16 protein-coding genes and 1 pseudogene are annotated in these 16,711 nt (G+C 75.8%); 10 read left to right on the top strand and 7 right to left on the bottom strand.

The features are described 5' to 3' along the window. Window positions 1–4 precede the first annotated feature (4 nt). Window positions 5–592: a histidine phosphatase family protein gene (locus tag SCK26_RS07085; protein WP_318200401.1), complete on the top strand. Its 588-nt coding sequence runs from the start codon at window positions 5–7 to the stop codon at window positions 590–592. Window positions 593–733: 141 nt separating this feature from the next. After that, window positions 734–1,009: a hypothetical protein gene (locus tag SCK26_RS07090; RefSeq protein WP_318200402.1), complete on the top strand. Its 276-nt coding sequence runs from the start codon at window positions 734–736 to the stop codon at window positions 1,007–1,009. Between the two features lie 78 nt (window positions 1,010–1,087). Here the strand turns inward: SCK26_RS07090 and SCK26_RS07095 are convergent, their stop codons facing one another. Genes SCK26_RS07095 through wecB form a run of 4 tightly spaced genes read right to left on the bottom strand, consistent with a single transcriptional unit; the run spans window position 1,088 to window position 6,810 of the window. Beyond that, the gene (locus SCK26_RS07095) at window positions 1,088–3,298 is read right to left on the bottom strand and encodes a glycosyltransferase (RefSeq protein ID WP_318200403.1); all 2,211 of its coding nucleotides are present in this window, start codon (window positions 3,296–3,298) and stop codon (window positions 1,088–1,090) included. Further along, complete coding sequence (locus tag SCK26_RS07100) at window positions 3,295–5,112, bottom strand: hypothetical protein (protein WP_318200404.1); 1,818 nt, start codon at window positions 5,110–5,112, stop codon at window positions 3,295–3,297. The genes SCK26_RS07095 and SCK26_RS07100 overlap by 4 nt, the downstream gene beginning before the upstream one ends. Beyond that, window positions 5,112–5,717, bottom strand: coding sequence for a class I SAM-dependent methyltransferase (locus SCK26_RS07105; protein ID WP_318200405.1), 606 nt, complete (start codon window positions 5,715–5,717; stop codon window positions 5,112–5,114). Before SCK26_RS07105 ends, SCK26_RS07100 begins: the two co-directional genes overlap by 1 nt. Continuing rightward, window positions 5,710–6,810, bottom strand: a complete 1,101-nt coding sequence (gene wecB / locus SCK26_RS07110) for a non-hydrolyzing UDP-N-acetylglucosamine 2-epimerase (protein WP_318200406.1) — start codon at window positions 6,808–6,810, stop codon at window positions 5,710–5,712. The genes SCK26_RS07105 and wecB overlap by 8 nt, the downstream gene beginning before the upstream one ends. A gap of 130 nt (window positions 6,811–6,940) precedes the next feature. Here wecB and SCK26_RS07115 point away from each other — a divergent pair, with 130 nt between their 5' ends. The 3 genes from SCK26_RS07115 to SCK26_RS07125 all read left to right on the top strand — a co-directional run bounded on the left by SCK26_RS07115 (window position 6,941) and on the right by SCK26_RS07125 (window position 10,957). Continuing rightward, complete coding sequence (locus tag SCK26_RS07115) at window positions 6,941–8,395, top strand: glycosyltransferase family 4 protein (RefSeq protein ID WP_318200407.1); 1,455 nt, start codon at window positions 6,941–6,943, stop codon at window positions 8,393–8,395. Window positions 8,396–8,518: 123 nt separating this feature from the next. Next, the gene (locus SCK26_RS07120) at window positions 8,519–9,772 is read left to right on the top strand and encodes a nucleotide sugar dehydrogenase (protein ID WP_318205942.1); all 1,254 of its coding nucleotides are present in this window, start codon (window positions 8,519–8,521) and stop codon (window positions 9,770–9,772) included. Window positions 9,773–9,820: 48 nt separating this feature from the next. Then, a complete protein-coding gene (locus tag SCK26_RS07125; RefSeq protein ID WP_318200408.1) occupies window positions 9,821–10,957 on the top strand; it encodes a glycosyltransferase in 1,137 nt (378 codons plus the stop codon). Window positions 10,958–11,033: 76 nt separating this feature from the next. Here SCK26_RS07125 and SCK26_RS07130 read toward each other — a convergent pair whose 3' ends face one another. Beyond that, window positions 11,034–11,624: a helix-turn-helix domain-containing protein gene (locus SCK26_RS07130; RefSeq protein ID WP_318200409.1), complete on the bottom strand. Its 591-nt coding sequence runs from the start codon at window positions 11,622–11,624 to the stop codon at window positions 11,034–11,036. Window positions 11,625–11,727: 103 nt separating this feature from the next. Between SCK26_RS07130 and SCK26_RS07135 the strand changes: the two genes are divergently transcribed. Continuing rightward, a complete protein-coding gene (locus SCK26_RS07135) occupies window positions 11,728–12,606 on the top strand; it encodes an NAD(P)-dependent oxidoreductase (RefSeq protein ID WP_318205943.1) in 879 nt (292 codons plus the stop codon). 37 nt (window positions 12,607–12,643) lie between these two features. Here SCK26_RS07135 and SCK26_RS07140 read toward each other — a convergent pair whose 3' ends face one another. Further along, the gene (locus tag SCK26_RS07140) at window positions 12,644–13,084 is read right to left on the bottom strand and encodes a PPOX class F420-dependent oxidoreductase (protein ID WP_318200410.1); all 441 of its coding nucleotides are present in this window, start codon (window positions 13,082–13,084) and stop codon (window positions 12,644–12,646) included. 120 nt (window positions 13,085–13,204) lie between these two features. Here SCK26_RS07140 and SCK26_RS07145 point away from each other — a divergent pair, with 120 nt between their 5' ends. From SCK26_RS07145 to SCK26_RS07160, 4 genes and pseudogenes are all read left to right on the top strand, one after another. Beyond that, window positions 13,205–13,786: a TetR/AcrR family transcriptional regulator gene (locus SCK26_RS07145; RefSeq protein ID WP_318200411.1), complete on the top strand. Its 582-nt coding sequence runs from the start codon at window positions 13,205–13,207 to the stop codon at window positions 13,784–13,786. Next, window positions 13,783–14,064, top strand: a pseudogene (locus tag SCK26_RS07150) (MFS transporter); the annotation flags it as partial. The gene SCK26_RS07145 and the pseudogene SCK26_RS07150, both read left to right, overlap by 4 nt. Window positions 14,065–14,069: 5 nt before the next feature. Beyond that, window positions 14,070–14,285, top strand: coding sequence for a hypothetical protein (locus SCK26_RS07155; protein ID WP_318200412.1), 216 nt, complete (start codon window positions 14,070–14,072; stop codon window positions 14,283–14,285). Window positions 14,286–14,315: 30 nt separating this feature from the next. Next, window positions 14,316–15,539 carry a serine hydrolase domain-containing protein gene (locus SCK26_RS07160; RefSeq protein ID WP_318200413.1) on the top strand — a complete coding sequence of 408 codons (1,224 nt, stop codon included), beginning with the start codon at window positions 14,316–14,318 and terminating at the stop codon, window positions 15,537–15,539. A gap of 13 nt (window positions 15,540–15,552) precedes the next feature. Here the strand turns inward: SCK26_RS07160 and SCK26_RS07165 are convergent, their stop codons facing one another. Continuing rightward, entirely contained in the window at window positions 15,553–16,707 is a 1,155-nt protein-coding gene (locus SCK26_RS07165) for a saccharopine dehydrogenase family protein (RefSeq protein WP_318200414.1), read from the bottom strand. Window positions 16,708–16,711 lie beyond the last annotated feature (4 nt).

The following is a 16,711-nucleotide window of genomic DNA, read 5'->3' on the forward strand; positions in this document are numbered from 1 at the left end:
CGCCGTGGGGGACCTGCTGCTGGTCCGCCACGGTGAGACGGAGTGGAGCAGGTCGGGACAGCACACCAGCTGGACCGACCTGCCGCTGACCGGGCACGGCGAGGAACAGGCCAAGTCCCTCGCCCCGCTCCTCACCGGCCGGACCTACGCCCGTGCGCTGTCCAGCCCGCTGGGCCGCGCGCTGCGCACCGCCGAACTGGCCGGCATACCCGGAGTCGAGCCCGACCCCGACCTGCACGAGTGGGACTACGGCGGCTACGAGGGCGTCACCACCGTCGAGATCCACCGCACCCGCCCGGACTGGGACCTGTGGACCGACGGCGTCCCGCCCGGTCCCGAGGGACACCCCGGGGAATCGCCGGCCGGGATCGGCGCCCGCGCCGACCGGGTGCTGGCCCGGGTGGAAGCCGATCTGGCCGAGGGTGACGTGGTCCTCGTCGCGCACGCCCACTTCCTGCGCGTCCTCACCGCCCGCCGCCTGGGCCTGCCGCCCGCCGACGGCCGCCTGTTCCAGCTGGCCACGGCCACGGTCAGCCGCCTGTCCACGGAACACGGCCGTCCGGTGATCGCGGAGTGGAACGTCCGGCCGTAAACCGCTGCCGCGCCCCCGGCCTTGGGCCGGGGGGTGGCGAACCGGCCGGAAGCGCGTACGCCGTCGACGCTCCGCCCCGCCCGGTATCAGCTGTCTCCGGCCCGCGCGTCCGGGCCGTGAGCCCTGTCGCGAGGGGGAGACGTGCGGTGGGTGGGACGGGCCGCCGTCGTGGTGGCGTTGTCGGCTGTCTGCGCGACGGCGGTGCCCATGACCTCGGCGAAGGCCGCGGGCGAGGCGGGCCGGCCGGGCACCCGCCCGGTGAGCGCCGCGGCCGACGGGACGGGCGGGTGTTCCGACTCGGGTACTCCTCGGATCAGCGCGAACGGACGGTATGTCGCCTTCGGTTCCTGGTCGGCGAACCTGGTACCGGGCGACACCGACGGCCGTACGGACGTCTTCGCACGCGCCGTCCGCTGAGCGGGCACAGCCTGTGTGACAGGCGCTGCCCGATGCGGCCGGGACTCCGCGCTCGCGCCGCGCGGGCCGACGCCACGCTCAGCCGCCGTCCGTGACCCGGCCGGTCACCAGCAGGTCCGTCCAGGACGCCGCGACCCGGTCCAGCGCGTAGGTCCGCCGTACCTGGGCGCGGGCCGTCTCGGCGGCGGCCCGCCAGGTGTCCCGGCCGGCGCCGAGCCCGGCGATCGCCTCGGCCATCGCCCGCGGGCCGGCGTGGATCCACCGCCGGTCGTAGATCTCGTCGGCGCCGGGCCACGGCAGCAACGCGGGGACGGCGCCGGAGGCCATGCCCTCGGCCGGGGCGAGGTGGAAGGACTCGTCGTCGCTGGTGGACAGCACGTGCCCGACGCGGCGCAGCCAGTTGGGCACGTCCGCGCCGAAGTCGTCGAAGACGACGGCTCCTTCGAGCAGCGGCGAGGTCTGGACGCGGCGCAGGATGGCCTCGTAGTGGGCGCGTTCCTCCGGCTTGTTCCAGATCCACCAGTACTCCCACGGCGGCTTGGACTTGACCGACAGCCGCCAGCGCCGGTCCTCGGCGCGCAGCAGTTCCAGGACGTCCAGGCCGAGGTCGAGGCGTTTGCGGCTGGGCGCGATGCCGATCATGCCGAGGCGGAAGCGGGCGCCGGGCGCCTTGGGCCGGTCGAGCTGGTCGGCGTCCACCCAGTTGGGCACCACGACGACCTTGTCCGCGGGCCAGCCGGTGTGTTCCAGGGTGCGGCGGGCGTAGTAGGGGCTGACGCAGACGACCCGGTCGACGGCGTCGATGTCGACCTGCCGCGGCCACTCGGCGTCGAGTTCGAACCGGTGCAGCCGGATCACCAGCCGGCTGCCGCGCCGCTTGTGGCGGCTGTACCAGACGGCGGCCGGGCCGCACCATTCGACGACCACCACATCGGCCCAGTCGGCGAGTTCGCGGCTCGCGGCCTGGTCGTGCCGGGCCAGCGCGGGCCAGGCGTCCACGCGGACGTCGAGTCCGGGCAGGGCGCGGAAGTGGTCCAGCAGCCGGGTGAGGAACTTCAGGTCGTGGCCGGCGACGCCGATCCGCAGCGGGCGGGCGCGGTGGGCGACGGCGGGGGGCGCGGGCGGGAAGACCCGGTCGAGGTGGGCGCGCCAGCGGCCGGCGGCGGCCGTCAGGGTGAACCGGCTCGCGGCCTGCCGGCAGCGGTCGGCGGCGAGCCGGCGGGCCTCGGGATCGCGGGCGGCCCGGGCCACGGCCTCGGCGGCGTCCTCGGGTTCGGCCCGGCCGGGGACGTAGAGGGGGTAGTCGCTGCCCAGCAGTGCCTCGTGCGCGGGGGTGCGGTTGAGCACGACGGGCAGGCCCAGGGCACCGAACTCCAGGACCTTCGTGGACAGTTCGAGGCTGGCGTCGAGCCGGGGATCGCGCCAGCCGAGGCCGAGGTCGCAGCCGGCGGCGATGCGCATGGCCTCCTCGCGGGGCCGGCCGCCGTGGTGCCGGACGCCGGGAGTGCCGTCGTGCAGGGCCCGGTGCATGGCCTCCTGGAACTCCGGGTGGCCGGGGTCGTCGTGGATCTTGTCGCCGACGGTGTGGAGTTCGGCCCGGACGCCCCGCTCGGCGAGCAGGGCGGGCAGCCGGGTCATGGGCAGGGTGTTCCACAGCGGGGCGAACTTGCCGGTATAGACCAGGCGCAGCGGATCGTGCGGCCGGTCGCGGTCCGGCACCGGGAAGCCGGGCTCGGGGACGGCGGGCGGGCAGAGCACGCTGCGGCCGCAGGCCCCGGGCACCCAGGTCTCCAGGAAGCAGCGCAGTTCCTCGGTCTGGCACAGCAGCAGCCGGGAGGCGGCGGCGATGCGGCCGAGTTCGGCGCGGGCCCGCTCGGTCATCGCGGCGGCGGACTGCGGGATGTCGGTCAGGTAGGCCCAGATCCGTCCGTCGAAGTGGCCGTCGGTGACGACCTGGCCGACGATCCGGCGCCCGCGCAGCACGAGCAGGTCGCACGGCTCGTCCCGGTCGAGCCGGGTGAGCAGGCGCGAGGCCTGCACCGGGGACAGCGGCCGGCCGGCCTGTCCGGCGACCAGCCGCTCCTCGGCGGGCCTGACGACGCTCACCCCGGGCAGTCCGGCCAGCGGATCGGTCAGCCGGCCGGTGAGCACCGGCGACTTGAGCACCAGCCGGACCTCGCAGCCGGCCAGGGACAGCGCCTGCACGGTCGACTGGGCCCAGACGGCGGAGCCGTCGATGAGGTTGAGGTCCACGTCGCCGTAGACCAGGGCCCGTACCACTCGGCTCATGACGGCTCCTTCCCGCGCACGGCGAACAGTCGGTGGCCCCGGCCGCACCAGCTCTCCGGCGGCGCGCCCGCGAGGTGCAGGGAGCGGCGCACCAGCAGCGGCCGGCACAGCTCGGGGACGAAGGTGTAGTCGGCACCGCCGGCGGCGTGGCCGAGCGCGTCGGCGCCCGAGTACTCCTGGGCGCACATCAGGTCCAGCAGCAGCGTGTCCGGGCGGTCCTCGGCGGGGCCGGTCCAGTCGGCGACCCAGGCCGCGGTGGGCGGCCCGGTGCGCAACGCGACGCCGGCGGCGTCGAGTTCCTCCAGGCCGGCCGGGTCGGGGACGACCACCTCGGCCGGGCGGTGCTGCTGGCCCAGGACCTGGGCGACGAGCAGGGCCGCCTCGCGCCGGTCACGCGGGGCGGCGAGCACGGCGACGCGGCGTCCGGCCAGCGGGTCGGGCGCGCCGACCAGCCGGGCCAGCTCGGCCAGCCGTACCCGGGTGCTGTCCCACTGGAACGCCTCCCGCAGCCGTTCCCGGCCGTCCCCGCGCGCGTCCAGCCGGGACAGCCGTACGCCGGTGTCGGCGTCCAGTACGGCGTCCCAGGCCAGCTGGGCGAGGCCGGGCGCGGCGGACGCCGGCGCGTCCCGCCACAGCACGGCCCGCCGGCCCAGCGCCCGCGCCTCGGTGAGGAGTTCGGCGAGCCGCCGGTCGAGGTCGGGGGCCGTGCCGGTGCCGGTGAGCGCCCAGGGGCCGTGTCCGGTGCAGGCGCTCAGCTGGACCACGACCGCGTCGGGGTCAGTGCGCCGGACGAGCGCCGGGCCGTCGTGCGGGAGCGGCCGGTTGACCACGGCGTCCGCCGCGAAGTCCTCGGCGGTCTCGTCGGTGAGCACCGCGGTGATCACCAGGCGGTCGCGGGGGGTGGCGGCGAACGCCCGGTGCACGAGGTGGAGGCGGTCGTCGGCGCCCACGGGAGCGGGCCGGCCGGCGGCCGTCCGGGTGCCGGGCGCGGCTCCCCGCGCGGAGCGCGTGCGCCACAGCCCGTACAGCTCGCGGGGCAGTGCGGGCATCTCGCGCCGCGGCGAGCGGGCCGCCGACACCAGGGCCCGGCCCACCTTCAGGGAGGTGGAGCCCTCCAGCATCGCCACCCGCGCCTGGAGCACGTGGACCCGGTCGCGGGCCTGCCGCAGGGCGGAGGCCAGCTGCTCCTTCTCCCGTACGGCGGCGGACAGCCGGTCGGCGAGGCCGTCCTCGCGGACGGCGTCCCGGGCGCGTTCCGCCTCCTCGGCCCGGCGTTCCAGGTCCTGGTGGCGGGCGCGCAGGGTGCGGGCGGCCAGGTCGGCGAGGACGTACTCGCCGGCCATCCGCAGCGTGGTGGCGAAGCCGTCCGTGGGCACCGGGCGGCCGAACCAGTCGTGCGGGGTCAGGAGTTCGTCGGCGGCGAGGCGGCTGAACACCGCGCCGGCGCGCAGGTGGACGTAGTCGAGCGGGGCGGCGCGCAGCAGCTGGCAGCGCTGGGTCACCAGGTCGTCCAGGAGCCGGTGCCAGGGCGGTTCGGGTCCGGGGTGGCCGGACAGCAGCAGGCCGCGGGCGCCGGGCCGCAGGCGGCGCAGTACGGCGAGCAGGGCGTCCTCGGTGCCGTGCACGGCGGGGTCGGGGCCGTACGACAGGAGGACCAGGTCGCCTTCGCCGAGGGCGCGACGGCCGTCGTCGTGGTGATGGGCCACGCCGTCGGGGAGGTGGAGGCAGGACGCGAGGCGCAGGCCGCGGCCGGTGGCGTCGACGACCGTGGTGACGCCGTCCAGGTGCGGGTGGAGCAGATCGGTCAGACGCATCAGCGGATCCTCGTGAAGACGTGGAAGCCGACCTCGGTCTCGCGGAAGCCGTACGGCCGGAACTCGGTGTGGCCGAGGCCGAGGGGTGCGAGCGCGGCGCGGTAGTCGGCCGCGGGCCGGTGCAGGAGACGGCCGCGCCGGGCCCGGGGCACGGGCGTGTCCGCGTCGGTGACGACGAGCCGGCCGGTGAGACGGACCAGGGAGGCCAGGTTGCGCAGGGCGGCCCACCACTCGGCGTCGTCCCGGAGGTGGAAGAGCACGTCGAGGCAGAGCACGATGTCGTACGGCCAGGGGCTGCGCCACCGGTCGATGCGGGACAGGGCGCAGCGCGGTCCGCCGCCGGCGGCGCGGGCCCGTTCGACCGCCTCCTCGTCGGCGTCGATGGCGTCCACGCGGTGGCCGCAGCGGGCCAGGGCGCGGGCGACGTGTCCGTCGCCGCAGCCCGCGTCGAGCACGAAGAGCGGGGCGGCGGGGTCGCCGAGGTCGCCGATGAGGGTGAGCAGGGTGCCGAGCCGGAGGGTGTGGAACAGTTCGCGGCCGGCCCGGTCGAGGCCGGGGAGGAAGCCGCCGGGCGGGCCGGGACGGTCGAGGGTGGCGTCAGTCATGGTGCTCCAGCCACTGGGTGATCAGGCGGGCTATCCGGGGGCCGGCCTTGCCGTCCCACAGCGGCGGTCCCTCGGCGGGCGCGGCCGGGGCGCCGTCGAGTGCCTTGCACAGGGCGGGGACCAGTTCGCCGGGGCCGACGAGGCGGTTGGTGCCGTGGGTGACGGTGACGGGGCGTTCGGTGGTGGTGCGCAGCGTCAGACAGGGCACGCCGAGCACGGTGGTCTCCTCCTGCACCCCGCCGGAGTCGGTGATGACGGCGGCGGCGCCGCGCACCAGGCTCATGAACTCGAGGTAGCCGAGGGGTTCGAGGAGGTGCACGCCGGGCGCGCCGTCCAGTCCGGCCGCGCGCAGCGCGTCCCGGCCGCGCGGGTGCAGCGGGATGGCGAGGTCGAGGTGGCGGGCGGCCTCGGTGAGCGCGCGGGCGGCGGCGCGGGCGGCACCGGGGTCGTCGACGTTGGCCGGGCGGTGCAGGGTGACGACGCCGTAGCGCTCGGGCAGCCGGTGCGCGGCGCGGGCGGCGGCCGGGTCGAACAGGTCCAGGTGGGTGAGCAGGGTGTCGATCATCGGGTTGCCGACGAAGTGCACCCGGGCCGGGTCGGCGCCCTCGCGGGCGAGGTGGCCGACGGCTTCGGGGCTGGTGGCGAACAGCAGCCCGGCGAGCTGGTCGACCAGGCGCCGGTTGACCTCCTCCGGCATCGTCATGTCGAAGCTGCGCAGGCCGGCCTCGACATGGGCGACGGGCACGCCCAGCTTGGCGGCGGCCAGGGCGGCGGCGAGCGTGGAGTTGACGTCGCCGTAGACCACGACGAGGGCCGGGGCGCGGGCGGTCAGCTCGGCCTCCAGGGCCACCAGCAGGTCGGCGGTCTGCCCGGCGTGGCTGCCGGAGCCGACGCCGAGGTCGGTGTCCGGCCGGGGCAGCCCCAGCTGGCGGAAGAACACGTCCGACATCCGGGCGTCGTAGTGCTGTCCGGTGTGCACCAGGGTCTGGTCGCAGCCGGCCGAGCGGAGCGCGGCGACGACCGGTGCCGCCTTGACGAAGTTGGGCCGGGTGCCGACCACATGGAGTACTGGGCCGTTCGTGACGCCGTTCATGTCCTCGCCTTCCACGGGCGGTCGAGCAAGGGGCAGCGGACGGGGGGACGAGGGGAGCGTGGTGCCCTTGCCGGCGCCGGCGCGTGGTCGCGCCGAGGCGCCGCGAGCCGGGTCGGCCTACCGTGGCGGCATGTCCCGTCGTCTCCCCCGCGCTGTCAGTCTGGCCGCATCCGTGGCCTGGGGCGAGTTGCGCCAGGACCCCGCCCGGGCCGCGCTGCTGGCCTCGCGGCTGCTGCCGGCGCGGCTCGGGCGCCGGGTGCGGCCGGTGCAGCGGTGGCTCGGTGCCCGGGCCCGGGCGGCGGGGCCGGGCGCGGTGCCGTCCGCCGTTCGGGTGAGCGCGCCCGCCGGGCGGCCGGTGCGGCCGGTGCCCGGCCGGGTGCTGCATCTGGTGACCAACTCGCTGCCGTTCGCCCACGCCGGCTACACCGTGCGCACCCAGAAGCTCGCCGAGGCGCAGCGGGCCGCCGGGCTGGACCCGCACGTGGTGACCCGGATCGGGTTCCCGGTGGCGCGGGGCGTGCTGGACGCCGGTCCGGTGCAGCTGGTGGGCGGGGTGCCGCAGCACCGGCTGCTGCCGTTGTGGCTGCCGTACGGGCAGGGGCCCGCGCTGGTCCGCAACGCCGAGCTGGCGGGGCGGCTGGTGGAGCGGCTGCGGCCCGCCGTGCTGCACGCGGCCACCGACCACGGCAACGGGCGGGTGGCCCTGGCCCTGCGAGAGGCCTACGGCCTGCCGGTGGTCTACGAGGTGCGGGGCTTTCTGGAGGAGACCTGGCTGAGCCAGGACCCGGCGCGCGGCCCCGCGGACCCGGTCTACCGCCGGCGGCGGGAGCTGGAGACGGACTGCATGCGCCGGGCCGATCTGGTGCTGACGCTGGGCGCCGCGATGAAGGCCGAGATCGTGGCGCGCGGGGTGCCCGAGGAGCGGGTGCTGATCGTGCCGAACGCCGTGGACGGGACGTTCCTGGGGCCGCCGCCGGACGGGTCCGCGGTGCGCGCCCGGCTCGGGATCGCCCCGGAGGCGTACGTGGTGGGCACGGTCGGCAGCCTCACCCCGCACGAGGGGATCGGCACATTGCTCCATGCGGGTGTAGAGCTGCGGCGGCGCGGGGTGCCGTTGCGGCTGCTGATCGTCGGGGACGGTCCGGAGCGGGCCCGGCTGGAGCGCCAGGCCGCCCGGCTGGGCCTGGCCGGTGACGGCACCGCCGTGTTCACCGGTCGCGTGCCGCACGGCCAAGTCCGCGATTTCTACGCGGCGTTGGACGTGTTCGCGGTGCCGCGCACGGCGGCCCGGGTGTGCCGTCTGGTGACCCCTCTCAAGCCGGTCGAGGCGATGGCGAGCGGGCTGCCGGTGCTCGCCAGCGATCTCCCCGCGCTGCGGGAGCTGGTCGAACAGGAGGTGAACGGACGGCTGATTCCCGCTGAATCACCACACGTCTGGGCGGATGAACTCGAAAGGGTGCTTTACAGTCATAAGCGGCGGATCGAATGGGGAGCCGCCGCCCGCGCGAGGGTCGCGCGGGAACGCACCTGGGACCGGGTCGCCACGACGACCCGCGAGGCGTATCGCTCGCTCGGATGCGTCTGACGCCCCGCGAACCCCACCAGCGCAGCCGTGAAGGCCGGGTGAATCCCTATGCAGGTCGAACGGATACAACCGCTCGGGGACAAGGAAGGGCCGGGACCGCAGGGGCCGGAACCGGTCTACGACATGGAACTCGCCGTGATCGGTCTCGGCTACGTCGGACTGCCACTGGCCCGCGAGGCGGCCTCGGTCGGCCTGCGCGTCGTGGGCCTGGACCGCGATCCACGGGTCGTCGCGGGACTCAACTCCGGCCGCTCGCACGTCGGTGACGTCCCCGACGAGGAGGTGCGGCGGATGCGGGAGGCCGGTTTCACCGCGACCGCCGACGACGCCTGTCTGGCGCGCGCGCAGACCGTGGTCATCTGCGTGCCGACGCCGCTCGGCGAGGACGGCGGCCCCGATCTGGGCGCGGTCGTCTCCGCCACCCGCGCGGTGGCCGGACGGCTGCAGCCCGGGCAGCTGGTGGTGCTGGAGTCGACCACGTATCCGGGCACCACCGAGGAGGTCGTGCGGCCGCTGCTGGAGGAGTCCGGGCTGCGGGCCGGCGAGGACTTCGCCCTCGCCTTCTCACCCGAGCGGATCGACCCCGGCAACACCCAGCACGGGCTGCGCGACACCCCGAAGGTGGTCGGCGGCTGCACTCCGGCCTGCGCGCTGCGCGCGGTCGCCTTCTACGCCAAGTTCGTGAACATGGTGGTCCAGGCGAGGGGCACCCGCGAGGCCGAGATGGCCAAGCTGCTGGAGAACACCTACCGGCATGTGAACATCGCGCTGGTCAACGAACTGGCCATCATCAGCCGCGAGTTGCATGTGGACGTGTGGGACGCGATCCGCTGCGCGGGCACCAAGCCGTTCGGCTTCCAGGCCTTCCGGCCGAGCCCCGGGGTGGGCGGGCACTGCATTCCGATCGACCCCAACTACCTGTCGTACAAGGTGCGTTCGTCGCTCGGGTACGACTTCCGGTTCGTCGGGCTGGCCCAGGAGATCAACCGGCGGATGCCCGAGTACGTGGTGCGCCGCGCCCAGGACCTGCTCAACTCCGCCGGCCGGCCGCTGCGCGGCTCCCGGGTGCTGCTGCTCGGCGTCACCTACAAACCGGACGTCGCCGACCTGCGCGAGACCCCGGCGGAGCCGGTGGCCCGGCTGCTGCGGGAGCGGGAGGCCGCCGTCGCCTTCCACGACCCGCAGGTACCGCGGTGGTCGGTGGACGGGGCCGACGTGCCCCGCGTCGGGGACCTGACGGCCGCGCTCGGCGAGTACGACCTGACGATCCTGCTCCAGGACCACTCCGCCTACGACCTGACGGCCCTCGCGGACACCGCGCGGCTGCTGTTCGACACCCGCGGGCGGATCCACCGGCCCGGCGTCGAGGTCCTGTAGGCACCTCGCGAACCTCCGTGCGTCCTCGGGGAGTCGGAAGGACCTGCCATGCGGATACTCGTCGTCACCGTCGTCCACCATCCGGAGGACGCGCGCATACTGCACCGCCAGATCGCCGCGCTGCGCGAGCGCGGCCACCAGGTGGTGTACGCGGCGCCGTTCGCGGCCCGGGACGCCGTCCCCCGGCCGTACGTCGAGGGCGTGGACCTGCCCCGGGCGCTCGGCCGGGACCGGGGCGCGGCGCTGCGCGCGGCCCGGGCGCTGCTGGCCGAACGCGGCCCGGCGGCGGACGTGATACTGCTGCACGATCCCGAGCTGCTGCTCGCCCTGCCCGGCACCCTGCGCCGGCTGCGCCGGTCCGGGGCGGTGCCGGTGGTCGTGTGGGACGTGCACGAGGACACGGCGGCGGCCCTGGCGATGAAGGACTGGGTGCCCCGGCCGCTCAGGCCGCCGCTGCGCGCGGCGGTGCGGGCGGCCGAGCGGCTGGCCGAGCGCCGGCTGCGGCTGCTGCTCGCCGAGGAGGCCTACCAGGACCGGTTCCGGCACCCGCACCCCGTCGTCCCCAACCTCGCCGCCCCGCCGCCCGGCCCGCTCCCGGCGCCCGGCGACGACCGGGTGGTCTACCTGGGCCAGCTGTCCCGGGCGCGCGGCGCGCTCGATCTGATCGCCCTGGCGCGGCTGCTGGCCCCCGCCGTGCGGGTCGAGGCGATCGGCACGGCGGACCCCGACGTGCGCGACGCGCTCGCGGCGGCCGACCGGGCGGGGGTCTTGCGCTGGTACGGCTTCCTGCCCAACGACCGTGCGCTGGCCCGGCTGTCCGGCGCCCTGGCCGGGCTCTCCCTGCTGCACGACCAGCCCAACTACCGGCACTCCCGGCCCACCAAGGTCGTGGAGTACATGGCCCACGGCGTGCCCGTGGTCACCACGCCGACGCCGCTGGCCGCCGGCCTGATCGAGCGGTACGGGTGCGGGCTGGTGGTGCCGTACCAGGACCCGCCGGCGGCGGCGCGGGCGATACGGCGGCTGGCCGGCGACGCCGACCTGCGGCTGCGCGCCGCCCGCCGGGGCCGGGAGGCCGCCGTGACGGAACTCGACTGGCGCCACCGGGCGGCCGACTTCGTGGACCTGCTGGAGATGTGGGTCAAGGAGGAAACCTCCGGAGCGGGCCCCACGAGCACCCTCTGACCCGGCGCACAGGCAAGGGCGTGCGACGGCACACCGGACAGCCCGCCAGGTCACGGGTGGACGGCGGGCCGCCGCGTCACCGGCGGGCGGCGGCGTCGAGCAGCGGGCCGAGTTCGCGGACGGCGGTGGTGAGGGGGGCGGTGTCCTGTGCGGCGCGGGCCATCAGGATCGCGCCCTCCAAGGTGCTGATCATGAGGGTGGCCAGCGGCTCGGCCCGGGAGGCGGGCACGCCGAGGTCGGTCAGGGCCGCGGCGAGCGGTGCGCGCCAGGCCGTGAACGCGGCGGCGGCCGCCCGGCGGGTGGCGTCGGCCGCGGTGGCGCAGTCGACGGTGGCGGCGGCGACCGGGCAGCCCGCCGCGAAGCCGTCCGCCGCGTACTCGTCGGTCCACTGCGCGGCCATCGCCGCGAACAGCGCGCTCGGCGCCGGCGCGTCCAGTCCCGCGAGGAAACGGGCGATCCGCTTGCCCGCGTACCGTCCGGCCCACTCGACCGCCTCGTTGACCAGCTGTTCCTTGCCGCCGGGAAAGTAGTGCCGGAGGGAGCCGCGCGGCGCGTCCGCGTGCGCGGCTACCTCGCGCATGCCGGTCGCGGCGACCCCGTGCCGCCGGATGAGCTGGGCCGCGCTGAAGACCATCCGCTCCCGCGGTCCGGGCCGGGCCTTCGTCATGCCTCGCCTCCGTTTCCTCGCCTCCCAGCCTATGACCGTCGTCATAACGCGCGCTACTATGACCACTGTCATAAGCGGCGCGCGGCGCGAAGGGCGGCCGGCCATGGATGTCGGATTCATCGGTCTCGGAGTGATGGGCGGGCCCATGGCCCTGCGGCTGGCGCGCGCCGGCACCGCGCTGGTGGTCTGGAACCGGACCCCGGGCCGGGCGGAGCCGCTGCGCGCGGCCGGCGCCGAGGTCGCGGCGGACGCCGCCGAGGTCTTCGCGCGGGCGGAGACGGTGCTGCTGATGCTCGCCGACGAGGCCGCGGTGGACGCGGTCCTCGGCCGGGGCACACCGGATCTGGCGGCGCGCGTCGCGGGCCGGACCGTCGTCCACATGGGCACGACCTCCCCGGATCACTCCCGCGCCCTGGAGGCGGACGTCCGCGCGGCCGGCGGCCGGTACGTCGAGGCACCGGTCTCCGGGTCCCGGGAGCCGGCGGAGCAGGGCCGGCTGGTCGCGATGCTCGCCGGCGAGGAGGACGCCGTGGCCGCCGTACGGCCGCTGCTCGCGCCGCTGTGCCGCGAGACGTTCGCGTGCGGCGCGGTGCCGGGCGCGCTGCTGATGAAGCTGTCGGTGAACCTCTTCCTGATCACCCAGGTGACCGGGCTGGCCGAGGCGTTCCACTTCGCCGAGCGGCAGGGCCTGGACCGCCGGCTGTTCCTGGACGTCCTGGACGCGGGCCCGATGGCCAGCGCGGTGTCCCGGATGAAGGCGCCCAAGCTGCGCGAGCGGGACTTCGCGGTGCAGGCGGCGGCGCTGGACGTGCTGAAGAACAACCGGCTGATCGCGGAGGCGGCCCGGGAGGCGGGCCTCGCCTCCCCGCTCCTGGACGTCTGCCACACCCTGTTCCGGGAGACGGTGGCGCGCGGTCACGGCGGCGAGGACATGGTGGCCGTGCTGCGGGCGATCGAGGCGCGGACCGCCGAGGCGCCGTAGCCGGGCGGCCCCGTTCCGCCCGGCCCCGCCACGCGGGTCAGCCCTTGCGCGGGATGCCGTACGCCCGTTCGACGTGCAGCCGCAGCACCAGACGGCGGTCGCGGACCATGGCGGCCCGGAAGTCGTCCCAGTCGGGGTGCTCGCCGAGGACGTCGCGGTAGAGCCGCTCCAGTTCCGCCACGGTGCCGTCGGCCGGGTCGGCGGCGACCGGGGTCAGCTCGGCGGTGCCCTCGGCGACGGTGTACGCCCAGCGGTCGGCGCTGGTGACGTGGTACGAGGCGCGCGGGTCGCGGCGCAGGTTGCGGGTCTTGGCGCGGTCGTCGGTGACCGAGATCCGGATGATCCGCTCCTCCGGGTAGTACGCGTGGCTGACGTTGGACAGCTGGGGGCGGCCGTCGCGCCGGAGGGTGACCAGTACGCCGCCGTGGCCTTCGGAGAGCAGGCCGAGCAGCGCCTCTTGGGTGGTGTCCTGAGTCATACCCCGGTCAACCGGCCCGGCCGTCCCGCGCATTCCCGCCGCCCGGCTCCAGTAGACACCGTCTACACTCGACCGGCAGACGAGTAGACGGTGTCTACGAGCGGCTGGTAGACACCGTCCATGACCGAGTCCGACACCTGCCTGCGCGACCGTCTCGTGGACGCCGGCGTGGAACTGCTGGCCGCCGAGGGCCTCCAGGCGCTGACGCTGCGGGAGATCGCCCGGCGCACCGGCGTCTCGCACGGGGCGCCGCGCCGCCACTTCCCCACCCATCTGGACCTGCTGTCCGCCATCGCCCGGCGGGGCTTCGCCGACCTGGCCGGGCGGGCGCGCGGCGCACTGGACCGGGAGACCGGCGGCGTCCGTGCCCAGGCGGCCGCGCTGGCCCGGGCCTACCTGGAGTTCGCGCTGGAGCAGCCCGGCATGTACGACCTGATGTTCCGTCACGATCTGCTGGAGAGTGACCGGCTGGGGCTGCGGGAGTCGAGCCTGCCGCTGTTCTCGCTGCTCACCGGACTGATCGCCGCGGACGGACCGGACACCGACGCTCCGCGCGTGGCGGGCGCGCTGTGGGCCAACCTGCACGGCATGGCCCAGCTGTGGCGCCGGCGGAGTCTGCAACTCGCCACCGGGGAGGAGGACTTCGAGGCGCTGCTGGAGACCGTCCTGGCCGCGCACCTGGGTCCCGGGGACGGCCGGTGAACCGGGCATGGACGCTGGCGAGCAGCGTCGGCGGCGCGGTGGTCGTCGCGCTGGACGGTACGGCCCTCACGGTCGCGCAGCCCGGCCTGCAACGGGACCCGGACGCGTCGTTCACCGAGGTGCAGTGGACCAGCACCGCCTATCTCGTCGCGGTGGCGAGCCTGCTGGTGTTCGCGGGGCGGCTCGGCGACCGGTACGGGCAGTGGCGGGTGTTCGGGCTGGGCATGCTCGGGTACGGCGCCGCCTCGGCGGGCATCGCCGTGGCCCCCGGGGCCGGCTCGGCTTGCAGCAGACCGCGCTGAACGTGGGTCCCGCCGTGGGCGTGGCGGCGGCGACCGCGCTGCTCGGCGCGGGCACCGGGCCCGCGCTGCCCGCCCTGGCGGCGGTGGCCGCGCTCGCCCTGCCCGTGGCCCGTCTGCTGCCGGGACCGGCGGCCGTGACACCGCGCGCCTGCGCCGCGCACGGGTCTGTCCCGGCCGGTGGTCCTGCGCGACGATGAGGGGCGGGACGGACGCGACGGAGGAGAGCGATGGGACGGCTGCGACAGGACGTCGACCCGGCGGAGGCGGGCCTGGACCCCGGGGCCCTGCACCGGCTGGACGGGCACTTCGTCCGGTACGTGGACGAGGGGCGTCTGCCCGGCTTCCTGGTGGCGGTGGCGCGCGGCGGCAGGGTCGCCCATCTGACCACGTACGGGCTGCGGGACGTGGCGGCCGGGCTGCCGGTCGAGCCGGACACGCTGTGGCGGATCTACTCGATGACCAAGCCGGTCACCGCGGTGGCGGTGCTGCTGCTGGTCCAGGACGGCCTGCTGTCCCTGGACGATCCTCTCGACCGCCATCTGCCCGCCTTCGCCCGGCCCCGGGTGTACACCGGCGGCTCGGGCGACGACGTGCGCACCCGCCCGGCCGCCGGACCCGTCCTGATCCGCCACCTGCTCACCCACACCGCGGGCCTGACCTTCGGCTTCTACCACCGCCACCCGGTGGACGCGCTCTACCGCGCGGCGGGCCTGGAGTACTCGGTGCCGCCGGGCAAGGACCTCGCCGAGACTATCGAGCTGTACGCGCGGATGCCGTTGCAGGCGGACCCGGGCACCCAGTGGAACTACTCGGTCGCCTCCAATGTGCTGGGCCGGGTCATCGAAGTGGTGTCCGGTCGGCCGCTGGACGCGTTCTTCGCCGAACGTGTCCTCGGCCCGCTCGGCATGACCGACACCGGCTTCCACGTCGGTCCCGGACAGGCCGGCCGGCTGGCCGAGTTGTACGGCGAGACGGACGAGGGCGGGATCGAGCCGGTGCCGGGGCTGCCGGTGCACGGCCGGCCGCTCTTCCTGTCCGGCAGCGGCGGCCTGGTCTCCTCCGCGTACGACTACCACCGGTTCACGGAGATGCTGCGCCGGGGCGGCGAGCTGGACGGCACACGGCTGCTGCACCCGGACACGCTCGCCCTGATGACCCGCAACCAGCTGCCCGGCGGCGCCACCATCCGCTCCTTCGGCGCGCCGGTGCACCGGGAGCCGGGCATGGACGGCCTCGGCTTCGGCTTCAACGTCTCCGTCGTCACCGACCCCGCCCGCACCCTGGCCCCGTCCCACCTCGGGACCTACGGCTGGACCGGCGTGGCCACCACCGCGTTCTGGGTCGACCCGGCCCACGACCTGACCGTGCAGTTCCTGACCCAGGTGCGCCCCAAGAAGCTGAAGGTGTTCCCCGAGCTGCGGCGGCTGGTGCACGAGGCCGTGCGGGACTGAGCGCACCCGCCGGCTACTGGCCCAGCGTCAGCGTGAACTCCAGTCCGTCGTCGACGAGTTCGGCCAGCCAGCGATCCGCGCGCTGCGGGGTCTCCGCCGCCCGGTGCAGGCCCGCCGGCAGACTGCCGTCCAGGATGTGGCGGACGCCGAGGGCGAGCGGACGGGAGACGCAGCGGGCCATCGCGGACTCCTCGGTGCCGCCGGTCAGGTCGAGCAGATACGCGCCGGTCCAGACGCGTCCCCGCCCCGCGTCCACCTCCAGGCGGACGGAGAGCACCACCCGGTCCCGGTCGGCCTTGGTGGCCGGGTAGGCCGCCGCCAGCTTCCGGGCCAGCGCGGCGATCCGCTCGTCGTCGCCCTCCGTCAGCTCCGCGAAGACCGGCTCCCACGCCTCACGCCAGCCGTCCGGCCGGAGGGTGCCGCGCACGAAGGTGTGCGGGGTCCAGGCGGCGGGCAGGTCGTAGCGGGTGATGAACGGGACGCTGTCGCGGTTGGGGTACGCCTCGAATCTCTCGCCGGCCAGGACCAGCGGCCGGGTCGCCTCCCAGGGCCGGCCGGCCCTGGTCTCGGTGCCGTCCTGGAGGTAACGGGCGGGTGAGCGCAGGGCGTTGAGGACGCCGAGCGGGGCCCAGCTGAAGCGGTACCGGAAGCCGTCGGGCACCGCCGGGATGCCGCCGCAGTAGGAGGTGAGCCGGTAGGAGGCCGGGGTGTGCGCGCCGATCCGGGCCCGGGCCCGGCCGATCAGGCTGTGCGCGAAGAGGTGGTCGACGCCCGGGTCCAGGCCCGCCTCGGTCAGCACGGTCAGGCCGGCCGCGCGCGCCGCGTCCGTGTGCGCGAGCAGGTCCGGTGCGGCGTAGCTGGAGCAGGCGAAGTGCGCCCCGGCGCGCACGCACGCGGCGAGCAGTCCGGCGTGCCGGGCGGCCGGGAGCATCGACACCACGACGTCCCCGGGTTCCAGCGCGGCGGCGAGGACGTCCGGGGCGAGGGCGCGGGGCTCGGCGCGCCCGGTCAGGCCCCGGCGGGCCAGGGCCTCGGCCGCGCGGTCGGCGGTGCGGTGCCACAGCAGGACCCGGCCGGCCGTGGCGCACAGGGCGGCCAGTCCGCTGCCGGTGGACAGTCCGGCGCCGACCCAGTGGACGGTGCCGCTGGCCGGGACACGGTCGGTCATGCTC

Source organism: Streptomyces sp. SCL15-4 (assembly GCF_033366695.1).
Lineage (GTDB): Bacteria > Actinomycetota > Actinomycetes > Streptomycetales > Streptomycetaceae > Streptomyces.

Coding starts and splice junctions, on each gene's coding strand:
- SCK26_RS07125 (WP_318200408.1), top strand. CDS start 9,821: ATGCGGATACTCGTCGTCACCGTCGTCCACCATCCGGAGGACGCGCGC.
- SCK26_RS07145 (WP_318200411.1), top strand. CDS start 13,205: ATGACCGAGTCCGACACCTGCCTGCGCGACCGTCTCGTGGACGCCGGC.
- wecB (WP_318200406.1), bottom strand. CDS start 6,810: ATGAACGGCGTCACGAACGGCCCAGTACTCCATGTGGTCGGCACCCGG.
- SCK26_RS07100 (WP_318200404.1), bottom strand. CDS start 5,112: ATGCGTCTGACCGATCTGCTCCACCCGCACCTGGACGGCGTCACCACG.
- SCK26_RS07165 (WP_318200414.1), bottom strand. CDS start 16,707: ATGACCGACCGTGTCCCGGCCAGCGGCACCGTCCACTGGGTCGGCGCC.
- SCK26_RS07135 (WP_318205943.1), top strand. CDS start 11,728: ATGGATGTCGGATTCATCGGTCTCGGAGTGATGGGCGGGCCCATGGCC.
- SCK26_RS07130 (WP_318200409.1), bottom strand. CDS start 11,624: ATGACGAAGGCCCGGCCCGGACCGCGGGAGCGGATGGTCTTCAGCGCG.
- SCK26_RS07120 (WP_318205942.1), top strand. CDS start 8,519: ATGGAACTCGCCGTGATCGGTCTCGGCTACGTCGGACTGCCACTGGCC.
- SCK26_RS07140 (WP_318200410.1), bottom strand. CDS start 13,084: ATGACTCAGGACACCACCCAAGAGGCGCTGCTCGGCCTGCTCTCCGAA.
- SCK26_RS07105 (WP_318200405.1), bottom strand. CDS start 5,717: ATGACTGACGCCACCCTCGACCGTCCCGGCCCGCCCGGCGGCTTCCTC.
- SCK26_RS07095 (WP_318200403.1), bottom strand. CDS start 3,298: ATGAGCCGAGTGGTACGGGCCCTGGTCTACGGCGACGTGGACCTCAAC.
- SCK26_RS07115 (WP_318200407.1), top strand. CDS start 6,941: ATGTCCCGTCGTCTCCCCCGCGCTGTCAGTCTGGCCGCATCCGTGGCC.
- SCK26_RS07160 (WP_318200413.1), top strand. CDS start 14,316: ATGGGACGGCTGCGACAGGACGTCGACCCGGCGGAGGCGGGCCTGGAC.